Origin of the sequence: Rhizobium aouanii, assembly GCF_037002925.1 — a bacterium.
In the GTDB taxonomy this organism is placed as follows: Bacteria; Pseudomonadota; Alphaproteobacteria; order Rhizobiales; family Rhizobiaceae; genus Rhizobium; species Rhizobium aouanii.
In genome coordinates this window covers 24,213-43,479 of sequence record NZ_JBAMYD010000018.1, presented here as the reverse complement: position 1 = coordinate 43,479, position 19,267 = coordinate 24,213, and the positions used below count along the sequence as shown (strand labels likewise).

Annotated in this window: 13 protein-coding genes; 2 read left to right on the top strand and 11 right to left on the bottom strand. The window is 62.1% G+C overall.

Annotated features, from left to right (window positions below):
* Positions 1–43: 43 nt before the first annotated feature.
* Entirely contained in the window at positions 44–949 is a 906-nt protein-coding gene (gene accD / locus V8P77_RS27355; RefSeq protein ID WP_064649336.1) for an acetyl-CoA carboxylase, carboxyltransferase subunit beta, read from the top strand.
* Between the two features lie 25 nt (positions 950–974).
* On the top strand, positions 975–2,327 hold the full coding sequence (locus V8P77_RS27350; protein ID WP_335915193.1) for a bifunctional folylpolyglutamate synthase/dihydrofolate synthase: 1,353 nt from the start codon (positions 975–977) through the stop codon (positions 2,325–2,327).
* Positions 2,328–2,399: 72 nt separating this feature from the next.
* Here V8P77_RS27350 and trxA read toward each other — a convergent pair whose 3' ends face one another.
* The 11 genes from trxA to V8P77_RS27295 form a co-directional block, all read right to left on the bottom strand.
* A complete protein-coding gene (gene trxA / locus V8P77_RS27345; protein ID WP_003544118.1) occupies positions 2,400–2,720 on the bottom strand; it encodes a thioredoxin in 321 nt (106 codons plus the stop codon).
* A 75-nt stretch (positions 2,721–2,795) separates the two neighbouring features.
* Entirely contained in the window at positions 2,796–6,347 is a 3,552-nt protein-coding gene (addA, locus tag V8P77_RS27340; protein ID WP_335915192.1) for a double-strand break repair helicase AddA, read from the bottom strand.
* Positions 6,340–9,531, bottom strand: coding sequence for a double-strand break repair protein AddB (addB, locus tag V8P77_RS27335; RefSeq protein WP_335915191.1), 3,192 nt, complete (start codon positions 9,529–9,531; stop codon positions 6,340–6,342). The genes addA and addB overlap by 8 nt, the downstream gene beginning before the upstream one ends.
* A 3-nt stretch (positions 9,532–9,534) precedes the next feature.
* Entirely contained in the window at positions 9,535–10,266 is a 732-nt protein-coding gene (locus V8P77_RS27330) for a nucleotidyltransferase family protein (protein WP_335915190.1), read from the bottom strand.
* A 13-nt stretch (positions 10,267–10,279) separates the two neighbouring features.
* Complete coding sequence (gene tsaE, locus V8P77_RS27325) at positions 10,280–11,797, bottom strand: tRNA (adenosine(37)-N6)-threonylcarbamoyltransferase complex ATPase subunit type 1 TsaE (protein WP_335915189.1); 1,518 nt, start codon at positions 11,795–11,797, stop codon at positions 10,280–10,282.
* On the bottom strand, positions 11,794–14,379 hold the full coding sequence (locus V8P77_RS27320; protein WP_335915188.1) for a sensor histidine kinase: 2,586 nt from the start codon (positions 14,377–14,379) through the stop codon (positions 11,794–11,796). Before V8P77_RS27320 ends, tsaE begins: the two co-directional genes overlap by 4 nt.
* A gap of 204 nt (positions 14,380–14,583) precedes the next feature.
* Entirely contained in the window at positions 14,584–15,984 is a 1,401-nt protein-coding gene (gene ahcY, locus V8P77_RS27315) for an adenosylhomocysteinase (protein WP_011649859.1), read from the bottom strand.
* 157 nt (positions 15,985–16,141) lie between these two features.
* On the bottom strand, positions 16,142–16,417 hold the full coding sequence (locus tag V8P77_RS27310) for an HPr family phosphocarrier protein (RefSeq protein WP_003544133.1): 276 nt from the start codon (positions 16,415–16,417) through the stop codon (positions 16,142–16,144).
* 9 nt (positions 16,418–16,426) lie between these two features.
* Complete coding sequence (locus tag V8P77_RS27305; protein ID WP_003544139.1) at positions 16,427–16,828, bottom strand: PTS sugar transporter subunit IIA; 402 nt, start codon at positions 16,826–16,828, stop codon at positions 16,427–16,429.
* A gap of 148 nt (positions 16,829–16,976) precedes the next feature.
* Positions 16,977–17,429: an HPr kinase/phosphorylase gene (locus V8P77_RS27300; RefSeq protein WP_335915181.1), complete on the bottom strand. Its 453-nt coding sequence runs from the start codon at positions 17,427–17,429 to the stop codon at positions 16,977–16,979.
* On the bottom strand, positions 17,426–19,216 hold the full coding sequence (locus V8P77_RS27295; RefSeq protein WP_011649861.1) for a sensor histidine kinase: 1,791 nt from the start codon (positions 19,214–19,216) through the stop codon (positions 17,426–17,428). The genes V8P77_RS27300 and V8P77_RS27295 overlap by 4 nt, the downstream gene beginning before the upstream one ends.
* Positions 19,217–19,267 lie beyond the last annotated feature (51 nt).

Genomic DNA, 19,267 nt, shown 5'->3' with positions numbered 1-19,267 from the left:
CTGAAAGATCGCGGCGCGTTTTAGACTATCAGGAGTATTCGAGTTGAACTGGATCACCAACTACGTTCGCCCGCGGATCAATTCCATGCTGGGCCGTCGCGAAGTGCCGGAGAACCTCTGGATCAAGTGCCCGGAAACGGGTGAGATGGTCTTCCACAAGGACCTGGAAGGCAACAAATGGGTCATTCCGGCGTCCGGTTATCACATGAAGATGCCGGCGAAGGCCCGCCTGGCCGATCTTTTCGATAATGGCGAGTTCGAATCGCTGCCGCAGCCGAAGGTCGCGCAGGATCCGCTGAAGTTCCGCGATTCGAAGAAATATAGCGATCGCCTGCGCGACAGCCGCCTGAAAACCGAACAGGAGGATACGATCCTCGCCGGTGTCGGAAAGGTGCAGGGACTGAAACTCGTGGCCGTCGTGCACGAATTCAACTTTATCGGCGGTTCGCTCGGCATGGCCGCCGGCGAGGCGATCGTCAAGGCTTTCGAGCGCGCGACGTCTGAAAAGTGCCCGCTGGTGATGTTCCCCGCTTCCGGCGGTGCGCGCATGCAGGAAGGCATCCTGTCGCTGATGCAGCTGCCGCGCACGACGGTTGCCGTCGACATGCTCAAGGAATCCGGCCAGCCCTATATCGTCGTGCTGACCAATCCGACGACGGGTGGCGTCACGGCCTCCTATGCCATGCTTGGCGATATTCATCTGGCCGAGCCCGGCGCCGAAATCGGCTTTGCCGGCAAGCGCGTGATCGAACAGACGCTGCGTGAAAAGCTGCCCGAAGGCTTCCAGACCGCCGAATACCTGCTGGAGCATGGTATGGTCGATATGGTCGTCAAGCGTCACGATATTCCGGAAACGCTGGCGCGCCTCCTGAAGATCCTGACGAAGAAGCCGGTCTCGGCGGCGAACGACATGAATAGCGGCGCGATTGCTCTGGCAGCGAGCGCCTGATAACCGAAGCAGGCGGGGTGCCGAATTGATACCCAGAGGCCAAACCGCGGTGAGTGAGGCAGCACAGGAGATCGACAAGCTCATGGGATTGCATCCCAAGGGCTTTGATCTGTCTCTTGATCGCATCACCCGCCTTCTCGATCAACTCGGCAATCCGCACAGGAAACTGCCGCCGGTGATCCATGTCGCCGGCACCAACGGCAAGGGGTCGGTCACCGCCTTCTGCCGCGCTTTGCTCGAAGCCGGCGGCTACAGCGCCCATGTCCACACCTCGCCGCATCTCGTCAATTGGCACGAACGGTACCGCATTGGCGTCAAGGGCGGACGCGGGCAGCTTGTCGACGACGCCGTCTTTGCCGAGGCCGTGCGTCGCGTGGCCGATGCCAATGCAGGACAGCACATTACCGTCTTCGAAATCCTGACGGCCGTGACCTTTATCCTGTTTTCCGAACAGCCGGCCGATGCCGCGATCATCGAAGTCGGTCTCGGCGGCCGGTTCGACGCCACCAATGTCATTTCCGATCCGGCCGTCTCGGTGATTATGCCGATTTCGCTGGATCACCAGCCCTATCTCGGCGACAGGGTCGAGCTGATCGCGGCCGAAAAGGCCGGCATCATGAAGCCGGGATTTCCCGTTGTCATCGGTCATCAGGAATATGACGCAGCACTCGACGTGCTGATGTCGACGGCCGAACGGCTGCATTGCCCGAGCGCCGTCTTCGGCCAGGATTTCATGGCGCATGAGGAATATGGCCGCCTCGTCTACCAGGACGAGTTCGGCCTTGCCGACCTGCCGCTACCGCGCCTTCCCGGCCGCCATCAATATGCCAATGCCGCCGCCGCCATTCGTGCCGTCAAGGCGGCGGGTTTCACCGTCACCGAGACGATGATGGAAAAGGCGATGAGTTTGGTCGAATGGCCGGGCCGGCTGCAGCGTTTGAGCGAGGGCCGGCTGCTGTCGTATGCGCCCGCCGGCGCCGAAATCTGGATCGATGGCGGGCATAATCCCGGTGCCGGCGAAGTGATCGCCGAAGCGATGGCCACTTTCGAGGAGCGCCAGTCGCGGCCGCTTTTCCTGATTACCGGCATGATCAACACCAAGGATCCGGTCGGTTACTTCAAGGCCTTTGCCGGCCTGGTCGAGAAGGTTTTCTGCGTGCCGATCCGCGGCAGCGAAGCGATGATCGACCCGGTGATATTGTCGAATGCCGCTTATGATGCCGGCTTGGTTGCCGAACCGATGTCGACGGTCGGCGATGCGCTGGACGCGATAAAAACCGTCGCCGACCCGGAGGTATTGCCGCCCCGCATCCTGGTCGGCGGCTCTCTCTATCTCGTCGGCGACGTGCTTGCCGACAATGGCACGCCGCCGAAATGAAGGCTGCAAAATGAAAAAAGCCCGGTCGAACCGGGCTTTTTCGTCAATGCGATATCAATTGGTCGATATCAATCAGGCAGCGCTCGAAATCCAGTTCGAAAGAGCCGTCTTCGGCTTTGCGCCGACAGAGATATCGGCGACTTCGCCGCCCTTGAAGATTGCAAGGGTCGGAATGGAGCGCACACCGAACTGTGCAGCGAGTTCCGGGTTCTCGTCGATATTCAGCTTGGCGACCTTGACCTTGCCTTCCATCTCGACGGCGATTTCTTCGAGGCTCGGAGCAATCATCTTGCACGGGCCGCACCATTCGGCCCAGAAATCGACGACGACGGGTTCTGCGGATTCCAGAACTTCCGACTGGAAGTTATTGATATCGACTTTCACGGTAGCCATGGGCTGCTCCTTTACCGGAATTGCGTGTTGAACCAGATGTGATGGTGCGGTGCCGAATTTTCAATGTCCGGTATTTCACTTTGTCTTGACCGCTGCAAGCGCCAAACCGAGCGCCTCTTCGCTCAACGTGAAGAGCGAGGCGTTCTCGGTATAGACAAGCATGCAGTCGATGCACTTATCCGGATAGAGCGGCGCCAGGATCTCGCGATAGATCGCCAGCTGCGCCCGGTGCGAGAAGGGGATAGCCTCTTCCGTTGCCGGCGGTACCCGATTGGTCTTGTAGTCGAGAATGACGACACGATCGGCAAGAACGGCAAGCCGGTCGATACGGCCGGAGACGGCATAGCGCCTATCGTCGAGCGTCAATGTTCCCATGATCGAGACTTCGGGCTGGGCCTGCGCCCCGAGCACGGCCTGCAGACCCTCCTCGTCCAATAGTTTCAGAACCGAATCGACAAGCTTGCGCCGTTCGGCCTCCGGCCAGAATCGCGCCGCCCGTTCGGCATAGCGGCTTGCTGCATCAGGCCGTTCGCCAAGCGGAATTTCGGGAAGCGCCTGCAGCATGCGATGGATCAGCCTGCCCTTTTCCAGCGAACGATCGCTGCGCTCCTTTTCGCCGAACAGCGGCGAGGCAACCAGCAGACCGCCCTCGTCTTCATCGATGATCGTCCCGGCGCCGGAAGGACTGAGCGGCCGGGGCAGCTCAGCCTGCGGCGGCAATGGCCGCAACAAGCCGTCCGGCAAGATCGCCTCGCTGTCGCGCTCTTCGCTGCGCTCGCTACGCTCGAAGCGTCGTTCCACCCGCGGCACGCGCCATTTGATGCCCGGCCATTCCCCATCGGGACCGGAGAATGTGGTCATCTCCACATGCGGATGATCGTCGCGCAGTGCCGTCGAAATCATCATATGCCAGGTGTCGTTGTTCACACGCACGCCACGATAGCCGCAGACGACCAACCGGTCGGCGGCGCGCGTCATGGCGACATAGAGCAACCGGCGGTATTCCTCTTCCGCCAGCATCTGGATACGCGCGGCATCGTCCTGGGTCAGCGAATTGGCGAGATCGGAGACAGGGACCCAGACGGGCATCGGCGGTTCGTCGGGGCCGGTCTCGATCAGGCGAAGCTTCGGCAGATGGGTATGGGTGAAGGCCTTCGAACCGCCGTCGACGAGAAAAACGATCGGTGCTTCAAGACCCTTGGAGGCATGCACCGTCATGATCCGCACCTCGTTGCGCCCCTTGTCCTGCTCGCGCTTCATCACGGGGGCTTCGAGTTCCAGCGTCGAGATGAAGGATTGCAGCCCGGGAAGGCCGGAACTCTCGTGGTCGAGCGTGAAGGTCAGGAATTCGTCGAGGATATCGCTGACCTCGGTGCCGAGACGGGCAAGGAATTGCCGCCGCCCGCCATAGCTGCCCAGCACGCGCGCATAGAAATCATGGACCGACAGGCTTTTGGACTGCCGGAGAAACAGCTCCAGCCTCTCGACGGCAAAGCGAAACCGTTCGGTGCCGTCGGCGGCGAAGCTTTTGAGATGGCTCCAGACGCTTTCATTGTCGCCACGCAACGCGGCGATCGCAAAGATGTCGTCCTCGGAGAGATCGAAAAGCGGGCTCTTGAGCACGGCGGCGAGCGAAAGATCGTCTTCCGGCAAAAGCAGGAAACGGCCGAGCGCCAGCAGATCCTGCACGGCGATATGGCTGGTCAGCACCAGCCTGTCCGCGCCGGCGACGGGAATATCGCCGCGGCGCTTCAACGCGCGCGTCAACGCATTGACGAAGGCGTCGCGCTTGCGCACCAGCACCAGGATGTCGCCGGCCTCGATCAGGCGCTCCTTGCCTTTGTCGACGATCGTTTCGCGGCCAACAAGCGTGCCGATCGAATGGGCGATCCGCCGCGCGAGGATCGCGGCCGGCGCGCTTTCCGGCGTCGCATCGAAGGGCGCCGTCCAGTCCTCCTCCTTCACCAACGCTTCCGGCGCAACCATCTCCCAGAGATCGACGGCGCCGGGATGTCCGATGCGGCTGGAACGATGCACGACCGGTTCGCCGAGCGCGCTGAGGCCGCGCGCATTCTCGGGTGTCTTGAAAATGTGGTCGACAGCCTCGAGCACGTCGGCGGTCGAGCGGAACGACAGTGGCAGCCGCACGGAGGAAAAACTCTGCCCGCTATCGGAAACGCGCCGCCGCGTCCGGTCGCTCTCTTCGGAAAAACGCTCAGGCCGCGCCCCCTGGAAGGAATAGATCGACTGCTTTTCGTCGCCGACGGCAAACAGCGTGCGCACGATCGGCCGGGCGCTTTCGCCGGAGAAGAAATCTTCGGCGAGCGACTGGATGACGCTCCACTGGATCGGGCTGGTATCCTGCGCCTCGTCGACGAGGATATGATCGATGCCGCGGTCGAGCTTGTAGTGGATCCAGGGGCCGACGCCATTTTTCGTCAGCAGGTCGGCGGTGCGGGTGATCAGGTCCTCGAAATCGAGCTGGCTGCGCTGCTTCTTCAACGCCTCATAATCGTGATTCAGCCGGTCGGCGAGCACGAGCGCGGCCTGCGTGGCGCCGTGCATCCGCATCAGTTTCAGCCGGTTGCGGCTTGCAGCGACATGCGCGCGGGCAATGGCGATGGCGTCCGAGAGCTGCGGTGCCTCGGCGAGCATGGCCTTGACGAGGAATTGCGAATCCGCCTTCGGCTCGCCCTTCACGGTCAGAAAGATCTTCTCGAGAAACTCTGCGCGCCTTGCGTTATCGCGCTCGCGTCCGGCGAGCCTGAGACCGTAGGCAACCTCCTGCGCCTTCGCGCCGCCTTTCTGGTCGGCAAGCGAGAGATAAAGCTCCAGCATGCCGCCCGAAAGCTCCGGCAAAGGCCAATATTGCGCCGCGATCCTGTCTTCCGTGTCACCGGCCGCAAGGCCAAGCCTTTTGCGCAGAACCATTTCCACGCCGCCCTGCTGTTCGGCCGTCGCCGTGAAACGACGAATGGCATTGCGGTTGGCGACGATGTCGCCGAGCAGGTTCTCCAGTCCGGATTCGTCGCCGAGATTGAGCACGTAGGCGAATGCCTCGGCAAGGGCGCTGTCTTCGTCAGGCGCCGTTGCCGTCAGCAGCGCCCGGCGCGCATCGGAAAGCAGCGCTTCCGCCGCGCGATCGTCGAGAACCGAGAAATGCCCGGCAACATTGGCCTCCAGCGGGAACTGATGCAGCAGCGCCTCGCAAAAGGCGTGGATCGTCTGGATCTTCAGTCCGCCGGGCGTCTCCAGCGCCTTGGCAAACAGCCGGCGGGCCTCGGCAAGCTTCAGCCTGTCGGGGGGCGTACCTTCGATCTGTGTGATGCGGCGGCCGAGGTCTTCATCGTCAAGCACCACCCATTCCGCCAGCCGTTCGAAGACGCGGTTCGACATTTCCGACGCCGCAGCCTTGGTGTAGGTGAGGCATAAAATGGCGGAAGGCCGCGCACCTGATAGCAGCAGCCGGATGACGCGCTGTGTCAGCACATGTGTCTTACCGGAACCGGCATTGGCCGAGACCCATGCTGAACGCAGCGGATCGGAGGCAATCGCCTGCTGGATCGTCGTCCAGCCGATCCAGGCGCCCGGATCGTCATCGTTGGGAAGGGCGGTCACATCACTCATCGCCGCCCTCTTCGGTTTCGGCCGTCGACCATTCGGAGACGCGGGCGAGATGATCATAGTCGCCGCCGAAATCGAATTGCTGGGTCGGGATTAGCCGCGAGGTAAAGCCTCTTTCGCTGGATTGCAGCAACCCCACGAATTTGACCAGCTGGTCGATCGATTCGGCGGCGAGATCCATCGCCGATTTCGCCTTGTCGCTGCGTGCCGAGCTCTCGTTGTTGACGGTATCGACTTGAAAGCGGCTTCCCGGACGCAGACGCACATAGAGAAGGTCCTGCGGCACGAGGCTGCCGGCATCGCGAAAAGCGCCGGCGCTCAAGGCCGCCGCTTCAAGTGCCAGCTGCGGATCGAGAAGCACGCGTGCCTGCGCCGGCGAGGGATTGTAGCCGGTCTTGTAGTCGATGATATCGGCGGCGTTTGGTCCGGTGACGTCGATCCGGTCTGCGACGCCGGTAAGCCGGATATTGACCGGCTCCAGCTCCATGCCGCCCCGCACTTCCGTCAGCGTTTTCAGGATGCCATGCCGGCGTCCAGCCTCCCATTCGAGGAAGGCGCGGGCCACGGCGCGGAAGCGCGGCCGCCACACGGCATCGATATGCGGCGGCAGTTGCTCCATGTCGAAAAGCTCGGAAAGGACGTGCTCCATCGCCGCTGCCGCATCCGGCGTGCCGGCGATATGGGCTTCGCGGATGAAACGATCGATGATCTTATGGTAGAGCGTCCCGCGTTCGGCGGCACCCGGGTCGCGGTTGAACGGGTCGACGGGGTCGAGCCGCAGGATGCGACGGGCATAGATGGCATAGGGATCTCGGCGCAGCCGGCCGACTTCGCTGAAGGAATAGGATTTCGGCTGCAGCGCCAGCGGCGGTTTCGGCGAGGGTCGTTGCGCCGGCGCTTGGGCCTCGCCCCGATCGATGAGAGCGGCCCATTGAAGAAACCGATCACCGCGACCCCTCAATTCCGCTTCGAACGCCTCTCCGCCGAGCGCCAGCAGCCGCTGCAGCCAACGCGAGGCGACGGTCGGCGTCGAGCCCTGGCGCAGCGCGCGCGAATAAATCAGATGGCGCGTGCCGTTTGCCATCTCGAAATCATGCGCCAGCTGGCCGATGCGCCGCTCCGGCGGCTCGAGGCCGATCTCCGTCTTCATCATGCGCGGAATGAAGGGATTGTTGGCGGTCTGTCCCGGCCAGGTGCCTTCGTTCAGGCCGCCGAGGATCAACGTATCGACGCTCTGCAGGCGGGCTTCCAGCGTGCCGAAGATGAAGAGCCTCGGATGGCTGAGAGCCCGTGGCTTCACCGCATGGCCGGCGGCAAGCGCTGCCATGATGTCGATCCATTGCGGTCCGTCGGCCTCCATCTGGCCGTCCGTATCGATCACTTCACTGAGCAGGCCGGCGAGGGCATCTCCCGCTTCGCCCGACCAGAGATCGGCGAGATTGCCTTGCGGATCGACCGCGACCGCTTCAAGCGAACGGCCGGTGCGCTCTGCCCATGCGGACAATGTGAAGCGCGCTGTTCTTCCACGATCTTCCGGCCGCTCCCGCATCAGCGCCGAAGCCAGAGGCTCGGTCGCTTGTGTGACCCGTCGGGCAAGGTCGTATGCGGCGTCCGCTGCATCGGGCGAAAGCGCTTTTCGCCATTGCGGCGCGTGCCTGTCCAGGGCCTGTTCGGCAAGCTGGTGCGTGAGCAGCGGTTCCAGCGTGCTGATATCCACCTCTGCCACACCACCGCGCAGTGCCAGCAGCTCCAGCGCCTCGGTAGCGGAAATCAACGCGCCGCGCTCCAGGCCGAAGCGGGCAAGCGGATGTTTGAGCAGCGAGACGATCGCCACAGGATCGCCCGGCCGCAGCGCTGCCTCCAGCAGCAATTGCAGCAAGGTGCCCTGCGGCATGGCCGCAAGCGGTGTGCCCGCCGAATCGTCGGCGAGGATACCGAAGCGGGAAAGCTCGGCCATCACCCGCCGCGCGAGATTGCGATCGGGAGTGATGAGTGCTGCCCGGCTCTCGCTGTCCTGTCCCGGCCTTTCCAGCGCCAGCCGGAGTGCGATGGCAATCGCGGTTGCTTCCTCGCGCTCATTGGCGGCTTCGATCAGCGAGATATCGGAGAAGGCCGAAGACAGCGCGCCTGCCGGCAGGTCGTTTTTCCACGCTCCCCAGTCGCTGGTCGCCTCCGCCGGGGCAAGGGCCCGCGACAGGATTTCGGCGCGCTGCTCAAGATCAGCCTCCGGTCTATCGAGGAGCGTGACGTCGGCCCGCGTCAGCTTCAGCCGCTTGAGCAGCGACGACAGACCATACTGGGGATGGCTCCGGCTTGCCGGATTGACATGTTGGCCGGGCGCCGGTTCCGGCGCGACCATCTGCCAGTGCTTCTCGGGCATGGAGAGATCGAGACCAGGAAGCACGATTACACCCTCCGGCAGATGGGCGACGGCGGCAATGAGATCGGCAGTGGCGGGAACGGAACCCGTCGAACCGGCGATGATGATCGGGCCAGTGGGTTTCGTTGCCGAAAGCCGGCTTGCTTCGGCCCGGAGAATGGCGTTTCTGTGCCGCGCCGGTGAGGATTTGCCGAGTTCGGAAAGCCGTTCCGGCCAGAAGGCGCTGGCGATCTGCAGGAACTCCGCCGTCAGCTGCCACCAGGCGGCATAATCGCCGGTATCGAGTTTCGACAGTTCCGACCAGTCGAGATCTTCGGTTTCGATGGAATCGATCAGCTCGGCAAGATTGCGGGCGAGCCAGATTGCATCCGCCGGGCTTGCCGGCGCGACCAGCGGCGAGTCCGAATGGATGTGGCGGACGATCTCCGGCAGCTTGTTCCGCCAGGCAAGGATCAGACGCGCAAGCTCCAGCAGACGGGCGGTATTCGATAGCGGCTGGACGAGATCGATCGTTGCCGGCAGCGCCTCGTCGAAATAGCCGCTATCGTCATCGGTTTCGCCGAGCGGACGGATCACCGGCAGGATCGCCGAGCGGCCGCCGAGCAGGTCGACGAATTCGGAGCGCAGCACACGCACGGCGCGCCGGGTCGGCAGGTAGATCGTCACTTTGGCAAGCGATAGCGGATCATCGGCGTCGTGCCGGAAAATCGGCGTCAATCGGCCGTCGCAAAGCGTCGTCGCCAGCGTTTTTAGGAAGGAGAGGCCTGCCGGGATCGTCAGGATGCGTGGCTGGTGCCGCTCCGCCATGGCTTACGCAAACGTCCGCAATCGCCGGATCGTTTCCTCCGCCTCACCGATCGCGTCGGGCGTGCCGACCGTCAGCCAGTGACCTTCGAGCACCATGCCGAAAAGCCGTCCGCGCGCGATCGCCTTGTCGAAATAGATATTGAGGTTGAAGGCATCCTTCGGCGCATCGTCGAACAGCGATGGGTTCATGGCGATCGCGCCGGCATAGACGACGGGATTGGACGGATCGTCGCGATAACGCGTCAGCCGGCCATCGGCCGCGAGACTGAAGTCGTTCTTGCCGTTGTGACCCGTCGTATCCTCGATCCCGACGCAAAGCAGCGCCATATCCATGCGTTCGGCATCGAAGAATCCGGCTAAGCGTTCCAGGTTCGTCGGCCGCCCCGGCTGTTCGCCGATCCAGAAGAGATCGGCGTTCATGACGAAAATATTGTCGCGGTTAAGCAGCCTCAGCCCCTTCGCCAGCCCGCCGCCGGAATTCATCAGCGCGTCCCGCTCGTCTGATATGACGATGTCGAGGCCGTGATAATTCCCGAGATGTTCGAGCATCTGGTCGGCGTGGTGGTGAACGTTGACGACGGCGCGTTTTATGCCGGCCGCCACCAGCGAATCCAGCGCGTAGTCGATCATCGGCTTGCCGTCGATCTTCACCAGCGGCTTCGGGATCGTGTCGGTGATCGGGCGCATGCGGGTTCCGAGACCCGCGGCCAGTACCATGGCTTGTCTGATGGTCATTCTGATCCGGAACTTATGATTCGCTCTGGCCTATTCCAGCCCTTGCGCACCAATCGCGCAAGGGGGCAAGCGTTTCATGCTCGAGCGCGACGTTCAGATAGGAAAGCGTGCGCGGCATATGTTTCAGATAGCCCGGCTTGCCATCGCGCTGCAACAGGCGCACCCAGAGGCCGGCAAGCTTGCAGTTGCGCTGGGCCGACATGATCGCCCAGGCCTTCATAAATCCGGCTTCGTCGAAACCGCTCTCTGCGCGGCGAAGCGTCAGATAGTCATCCATCAGCTGCCGGAAGAGGCCCGGCTCGATCGTCACACGCGCATCCTGGACGATCGAGGCAAGGTCATAAGCCGTGGGGCCGATCATCGCGTCCTGGAAATCGATGAGGCCGATCTTGCGAATACCGCTTTCATGTTCGCGCCAGATGATGTTCGGCGAGTGGAAGTCGCGCAGCAGCAGGTTCTTCTCGGCCGTTGCGAGCTCGTCGATGAGCGCATCCCATATCGCCAGGTATTCCGCCCGTTCGGCTTCCGTTGCAAGTGCGCCCTGACGCTTCCAGGGCAGGTGCCAGTCAAGCACCAGCCGCACCTCCATCTTCATCGCCGTGCGGTCGAAATCGGGAATATGGTGGATATGGCCCTTTCCAATGGGGATGTCCTGCGGAAATTTCAGGGCGTGCAGCCTGGCTAGGCACGCAACGCTTTCGCGATAGCGTTCGATAACCGGCTGTCCGTGGGCATCCAGCACGCCTTCGCTGCCAAGATCTTCGATCAGCAGGATACCCTTGTCATAATCCACCTTGTAGACTTCGGGTGCCGCAAAACCGTCCTTGCGCAGCGTATCGGCGATCGCCACGAAGGGATAAGCGTTTTCGGCAAGATGCGCGACTTTGGGATAGGGTTTGCCGTCGAGCACCGGCGGGCCTTCAGCAAGAGGCGGCCAGTCCATCAGGATGATGCGTTGGTTCCCGGCTTGCGGATAGATCGCCTCATAGGCGCGCAGCGAGGCATCACCGGTCAGGAATCGGCGTTTCGCTGCGGGGTAACCGGCGGTATCGAGGAAATCGCGGATCGCCAGGACGCGGCGGATGCGTGTATTTTGCGCGCCAGCGGCTATGATCGTTGCCCGGCGGCCGCTGCCTTCATGCGCCAGCGTCAGCGTGATGCGCTCCGCGGGCAGCTCACTCTGCGCCATTTCAGGCCATTCGACGAGACAGATACCGTTCTGCAGCGCCTCGTCGAAGCCGAGTTCCGTCAGTTCGGCAGGATCGCCGAGCCGGTAGAGATCGAAGTGCGAAACCGGTATGCGCAGATCGTAGGATTGTACCAGCGTGAAGGTCGGGCTCGGGACCTCGAGCCCCTCGTCATCGGCCATGGCACGCAGGATCGCGCGGGCGAGCGAGGATTTCCCCGCGCCGAGATCGCCGGAAAGGGCAAGGCAATCGCCGGCTTTCAGGGCCAGCGCCAGGTCCTCGCCGAGGCGGATGGTAGCCGCCTCGTCCTCCAGGAAAAGCGAAATCGTATCACTGGTCGTCATTCGGCTGCGGCGGAATGCGGTACATTGACCGAGGGGATACGGCACATGACCGTCGTGCCCTTGCCCGGCTCGCTGTCGATCGTCACATCGCCATGATGCAGACTGACGAAGCTGTCGACGATCGAGAGGCCGAGGCCGGCGCCGCCGCGTTTGCCGCTTTTCGCTCCCGTGGCAAAACGGTCGAAGACGGTCGCGATCATATCGGGTGAGATGCCGGGGCCGCGATCGCTGACGGAGAAGACGAAATCCGTGCCTTCGCGATGGCATTCCAGCGAGATCGACGTGCCCTCGGGCGAGAAATTTGCCGCATTGGAGAGAAGCTTCAGCAGGATCTGCTTCAGCCGCTGCGGATCGGCGACGATCGAGCCGAGATAGGCAGGAGCGGTGATTTCAAGCGCGACGCCGCTTTCGTGGAGGCGATCGGCGATTTGCATCGAGACGTCGTCGAGCAGATCGTTGAGATCGATATCCGCATAATTGAGGCGCATGATCCCGGCATCGACGGTCGCAAGGTCAAGAATATCGTTGACGAGTGTCAACAGAACCGAGGACGAGGTCGATATATGGTCGATATATTCGGCCTGCCGTTCGGTAAGCGGCCCGACGCCGGGCGTGCGCAGAAGATCGGTGAAGCCGATGATGTTGGTTAGTGGCGAACGCAGTTCATAGGAAACATGCTGGACGAAGTCGTTTTTCAGCTCATCGGCCTTGCGCAACGCTTCGTTTTTCTCGGTCAGCGCGCGCTCGGCACGCACACTGTCCGTCATGTTGACGAAGGTTAGCATGGTCTGCGCGTTCGGCAGCGGGATGACCGCGTAGTCGAGCACGAGGCCGGAGAAGAGTTCCAGCGTTCCCTGACCCGAGCGGCGTTCATCGTCGAAGCTGGTGATCAGTTCCGCGAAGGTCTTCCAGCCGTCCGGCCGGTCATAGGACGGGGCGCAGGCCTCGCCCAGCGCACGGATATGGGTGCCGGGCTTGGCTTCGATTTCGGTGATCCCCCAGAGCGCGCGGAAGGCCGGGTTGGAAAGGCGGATGCGTCCATCAGGACCGAACACCGCCACACCTTCGGAAAGGTGGTCGATCGTTTCGCCCTGTACCTTGACCAGCGTGTTGTAGCGCGTTTCGAGATCGACCTGCTCGGTCAGATTTTCGAACACCCAGGTGGCGCCGCCCTGCGGATGAGCGGTGGCGAAGACCCGCAACGTCTGTCCGTTGGGCAGGTGCCACAGATCCGTTTGCGTGTCGAGCGCGCGATAGACGGAAAGGGCTGCTTCCTTCCAGCTTTTCCAGTTGAGCTGGTCCGGCAACTTCTTGGCTGCGCGCAGCCGCTCGAGCAACTCGCTATTGTCCGGCCGGCCTTCGAGGAAGGCGATATCCAGCTCCCAGAGCGCGACGAAGGCCTGATTGTAGAATTGCAGCCGGCGCTCGCCGTCGAAGATGGCAACCGGCGTGGCGAGATGGTCGAGCGTTTCGGCATGGCTCTTCAGCGTCCGTTCCAGCTCGGCGCGCACTGCCTCTATGTCGGACACATCGATCGCGATGCCGGCCGAGCCGCCGGGAACCCTGACGTCGACGACGTCGAAGAATGTCCGATTGCCGCGCACGACCGTCGAGATCTTGTCGTGGAAGGGCGATTCCGGTGTCGTCGTCGCGCGAATGCGTTCGCGCGCCACGGTCGTCAGCATCTCGCGGCCTTCATTGATCGCCTGCTGCGGCGATCGCGCTTCGACCGCCTCGCCATAGGCTTGGTTGACCCAAGTCAGGCGGCCCACCGGATCGCGCTGCCAGGCCGGCATGTCGATCGCGTCGAGCATGGTCTGGAAGGCCGAGATCGAGGTCATCAGCCGGTCGCGCTCGATCCGGAGCTCTGCGAGCTCGGCGCGCAGATTGTTGAGCGCCACGAAACGGACGAAGGCCCGTCCGCCGGAAACCCGGCCCTGCGCCTCAAGGATTTCGTCGCGGATGGTTTCGACTACCATGTCGAAGCTCTGCGCCTCGTCACGCAGCCGGTCGATCGCCTTTTCCAGCTCGGAAGCCGAACGTGACTTCAGCCACAGGCCGAAGGCCAGGAATTCGCCGTCCTGCGGTGCGCCGGTTTCGGGCGGAAGCTGGCCGAGCAGTTCGGGGCGAGCATTGCCGTCCCAGATGACGATGCGCCGGTTCTTGTCGGCGATCAGAGCCTGGTATTGCGAAATGCGCTGCTGGGCATCCGAGAGCGCCGAGCGGATTTCCCGGCTCTCGTTTTCCAGATTGCCGCGCTGACGCACGAGCCATAGCGTCGACAGCAGCGCTGCCGATATGACGCCGATGACGACGGAAACACCGATCACCTGCGAGGATGTGAAGAGGTGAGCCGAGGCCGCCGCCTGCTGCTCCGCCTGTGCCAGAGCCGGCCGCGCCAGCGCGACAAGCGCCGTGCCGGCGGCGCAGCTTTTCAGGAGGCGCGCCAATGGTCCGTGCTCTTGCTTTGCGGCCTCGTGTGCCGTTGCAGATTTATATCCTCGGCCTGCCATGAGCGAGCGGCGATCGGCGCGAGCGCCATCATCCGCCTGACCGGGCAGGCTGCTTTTCATTTCCGACATCCGCGGTATGTCTCCGTCCTTCAATGTGCCGCATTACGACAAGACATCCCATTTTCGCAGCGGTCGGACAGGGTCCGGCGCCACGAATCAAGTCTTAAAACAATACTTCGGAAGGGAATCTGCGGGAAGGGAGCGTCCAAAAAATAAGCCGCGGCATTTGTCAATGCCGCGGCTTCTACATCTTGTGGATATTAAACGATCAAATCAATATCTGTAGTGGTCGGACTTGAACGGGCCCTTCGGCGAGACGCCGATATAGGCAGCCTGTTCCTCAGAAAGCTCAGTCAGCTTCACGCCGAGCTTGTCGAGATGCAGGCGTGCGACCTTCTCGTCGAGATGCTTCGGCAGGATATAGACCTGGTTGGAATACTGGTCGGGCTTGGTGAAGAGCTCGATCTGCGCCAGCGTCTGGTTGGTGAACGAAGCCGACATCACGAAGGACGGATGGCCGGTGGCGTTGCCGAGGTTGAGCAGGCGGCCTTCGGAAAGAAGGATGATGCGGTTACCCTTGGGGAATTCGATCAGGTCGACCTGCGGCTTGACGTTGGTCCACTTGAGATTGCGCAATGCAGCCACTTCGATTTCATTGTCGAAGTGACCGATATTGCCGACGATCGCCATATCCTTCATCGCCCGCATATGGTCGATGCGGATGACGTCCTTGTTGCCGGTGGTGGTGATGAAGATATCGGCCGAGGAAACGACGTCCTCGAGCAGAACGACTTCGTAACCGTCCATAGCAGCCTGCAATGCGCAGATCGGATCGGCTTCGGTCACCTTGACGCGGGCGCCGGCGCCGGAGAGCGAAGCGGCAGAACCCTTGCCGACGTCGCCGTATCCGCAGACGACGGCAACCTTGCCGGCCATCATGACGTCGGTACCGCGGCGGATGCCGTCGACCAGCGATTCCTTGCAGCCATACTTGTTGTCGAACTTCGACTTGGTAACGGAGTCATTGACGTTGATCGCCGGGAAGGGCAGCAGGCCCTTCTGGCTGAGCTGGTAAAGGCGGTTGACGCCGGTCGTCGTTTCCTCGGTGACGCCCTTGATCGCGTCGCGCTGCTTGGTGAACCAGCCCGGGGAAGCGGCAAGGCGCTTCTTGATCTGTGCGAAGAGGATTTCCTCTTCTTCGGAATGCGGGTGAGACAGCACGTCCTCGCCGGCTTCTGCGCGGGCGCCAAGCAGGATGTACATGGTGGCGTCGCCGCCGTCATCGAGGATCATGTTGGAAAGGCCGCCATCGGCCCATTGGAAGATCTTGTCGGTGTAGACCCAGTAATCTTCGAGCGATTCGCCCTTGATGGCGAAGACAGGCACGCCGGAAGCGGCGATCGCGGCAGCGGCATGATCCTGCGTCGAGAAGATGTTGCACGAGGCCCAGCGGACTTCGGCGCCGAGCGCGACCAGCGTCTCGATGAGCACGGCCGTCTGGATGGTCATGTGCAGCGAGCCGGTGATGCGCGCGCCCTTCAGCGGCTTTGTCTGGCCGAATTCGGTGCGGCAGGACATCAGCCCCGGCATTTCGGTTTCGGCGATCGTAATTTCCTTGCGGCCGAAATCCGCAAGCCCGATATCGGCGACGACATAATCTTTTTCAGTGCTCATAGAGGCCTCCAGGCTGAAAAACGTCTCAAAATTGGCGCAGGCGCGAAGATGACCCGCGTGCAAGCGCACGGCATGTCCGCCGTTTAGCAGGCTTCGCCGGTGATGGCAATAAGGATATAAAGAAGTCTTTATATGTTTATATGAACTCGATCGGAGCTCACATCTCCTCGCCGAACCTGTTCTGGATCAGCTGGTCCAGAGCCTCCAGCGCTTCCTCGGCCTGGCTGCCGCTTGCCGAGACGACGACGCTCGAGCCGGGGCTTGCCGCAAGCATCATCAGGCCCATGATGGAGGTTCCGCCGACCGTCATTCCGTCCTTGGAAACGGTGATGGCGGCATCGAAGGTCTCGACCATCTGTACGAATTTGGCGGAAGCGCGCGCATGAAGACCGCGCTTGTTGATGATGAGGAGTTCCCGGGAGAGCGATGTCATAAATGCTCGTTATTTTCCGCTGAGCACACGGCTCGCGACATTGATATATTTCCGCCCGGCTTCGGAGGCCTCCACCAGCGCCTTCTCCATGTTGTTCTCGCCGCGCACCCCGGCAAGTTTGATCAACATCGGCAGGTTGACGCCGGCGATGACTTCGGTATGGCCGCTGCTCATGACTGATATGGCAAGATTGGACGGCGTGCCGCCGAACATGTCGGTCAGGATGACGACGCCATGGCCATCATCGGCACCGGAAACGGCTTCCAGAATGTCCTGCCGTCTCTGGTCCATGTCGTCTTCGGGGCCAATACAGACCGTCTCGATGAATTTCTGAGGACCGACGACGTGCTCTACAGCATGACGAAACTCTTCAGCCAGCTTGCCATGAGTGACAAGCACAAGTCCGATCATGATATTACTGCTCCCATATACAAACGGTGGCCCCAATATCGCAATGCAGCAATTACGTCCACCGGTGGGGGCACATCTTGGCTATGAAAAGCCGAAGTGCAAGATAAAAATGCGAATATATAAGGCAGATTGACCAATCCGGAAGGCCTCAGCGCCCGATATCCGGCACTTTTGCCATCAGGATCGCAAGGGGTGAGGAAACGCCTGTGAGCAACCGCAATGCGGGAAGCGAAAAACCGGCGGCAAGGCTCACCATTTCGCCCTCGGGAGGCACCCGGTCTTCACCGGTGGCGCTGCCCGGAAGCACGGCATAATGCATGACCGCCCTGGGAATATGGTCCTGGCGAACGATGCCGGTGCCGCGAAGTTCGATCAGCCCGATGATCGACGGCGGGCACGTGGCGATCACCGCGCCGGCCTCTCTTGAGAGAAGAACCTGGTCGTCGGCGACCAGCGCCGTGAAAAGCCCGAGCCGGCGCGCCTCGGTCATGCAGGTGAAGGCCAGCATCGATTTTCCCCAGCCGGAGGGGCCGCTGAACAGCAGCCCCGTCTTGCCGACGACGATCGCCGTCGCATGGACGTTGAAACCTGCCTCGGTCATGCTGCGGCGCCGATCGGCAAAGAGAGGATGAAGCGCGCGCCGAGTATATGCCCGCTCTCGGCATCGGTGATGTTTTCGGCTCTCAGCGAACCGCCATGCGCTTCGGCGATCTGCCGGCTGATCGAAAGGCCGAGCCCCGAATTCTGGCCGAAGCCTTCCGCCTCCGGCCGGTCCGTATAGAAGCGCTCGAAGATACGGTCGATATTTTCCGCCTGGATGCCGGGGCCGTTATCTTCGATCGTGGTGACGCAGCGCGAGCGTGTCCGCACCAGCCGCACGGTAATCTTGCCGCCCTTTTCCGGCACGAAAGAGCGGGCATTCTCGATCAGGTTGGCGATGATCTGGCCGATGCGTAGATCGTGGCCGTTGACGACGAAGCGCGTCTTGACGTTCGGCTTGCGTTCGATCGCATATTCGATTTCCACCTGCTTCTTGGTGCTCCTGACCTGGCGCGAAACCTCGATGAGGTCGCGCAGCAGCACCTCCATATCGACGGAGCCGGCATCGACGCGTGCGAGTTCGGCGTCGAGACGGGAGGCGTCGGAGATATCGCTGATCAGCCGGTCGAGGCGGCGGACATCGTGCTGGATGACGTCCATCAGCCGCTTCTTGGAATCGTCGGATCGGGCAAGCGGCAGTGTTTCGACGGCGCTGCGCAGCGAGGTCAGCGGGTTCTTGAGCTCGTGGCTGACATCGGCCGCGAAACTCTCGATCGCATCGATGCGGTCGTAGAGCGCCGTCGTCATCTCGCGCAATGCTATGGAAAGATTGCCGATTTCATCCTGGCGGGCAGAGAAGTCGGGAATTTCCTCACGCGTCTTGGCGCCGCGGCGGACGCGGATGGCCGCTGCCGAAAGACGGCGCAGCGGATTGGCGATGGTTGACGACAGCACCAGCGAAAGCAGCACGTTGACGAGTGTCGCCACGCCGAAGACGCGCATGATGGCAAGCCGCTCGGCATGGACGATATTGTCGATGTCGCCCGCCTGCGTCGACAACAACAGCACGCCGAGCACGGCGCGGAAGCGCTGGATCGGCACGGCGACGGAAACGATGAGTTCACCTTTTTCGGTGGTGCGCACGACTGCGCCGCGCACGCCGGTGAGCGCGTTCATCACTTCGGGATAGATCGAGCCGTCGCCGCCCGGCGCTTCCTTATAGAGCGGCAGATTGCCGGGCTGTAACGCCTTGTTGAACAGGGTGGCGAACCACTCGCTCCAGGTCTGTTTCTCTTCCTCCACCGGCGGCAGGTCAAAGCGCAGCACCTGGCCGCGCGAATAGAGATGGCGCGAATCGAGCAGCAGGTTGGCATCGGCATCGAAGATGCGGGCGCGCGTGCGCGTCGGAGAGATCAGCCGGCGCAGGACCGGCGCGACCTTTTCGGGATCAATCGGGAATTCAAGGTCCTCGTCGTTTGGCACCGGGGTGATGCTCTGACCGGCCTGCAGCTCGAGCAGCTTCTGCGGATCGATGGTGATCGAGTTCGTATCGACCGACGCGGAGGCCGAAACGGCGCCGGCGATGATTTCGCCCTGCGTCAACAGGCTTTCAGCGCGGGCGTCGATCAATCCCTCGCGGAACTGGTTAAGGTAGAGGATGCCGCCGACGAGTACCACCAGCGCGACGAGATTGAAGAACAGGATGCGCCGCGTCAGGCTCGAAAAGACGGCATTACCGAAGATGCGGCGGATCAGCGTGAAGGGATGCGACCAACGGCGGCCTCGGACGCGACGGGTGCTCACGCCCTCCGCATCGTCCAGATCCCTTTCCTGCACCAACTGTGCCAATGACAGGCCCTTTCGAAGGGCGGGGCCGGATGGACCGGCCCGCAGCCCTCA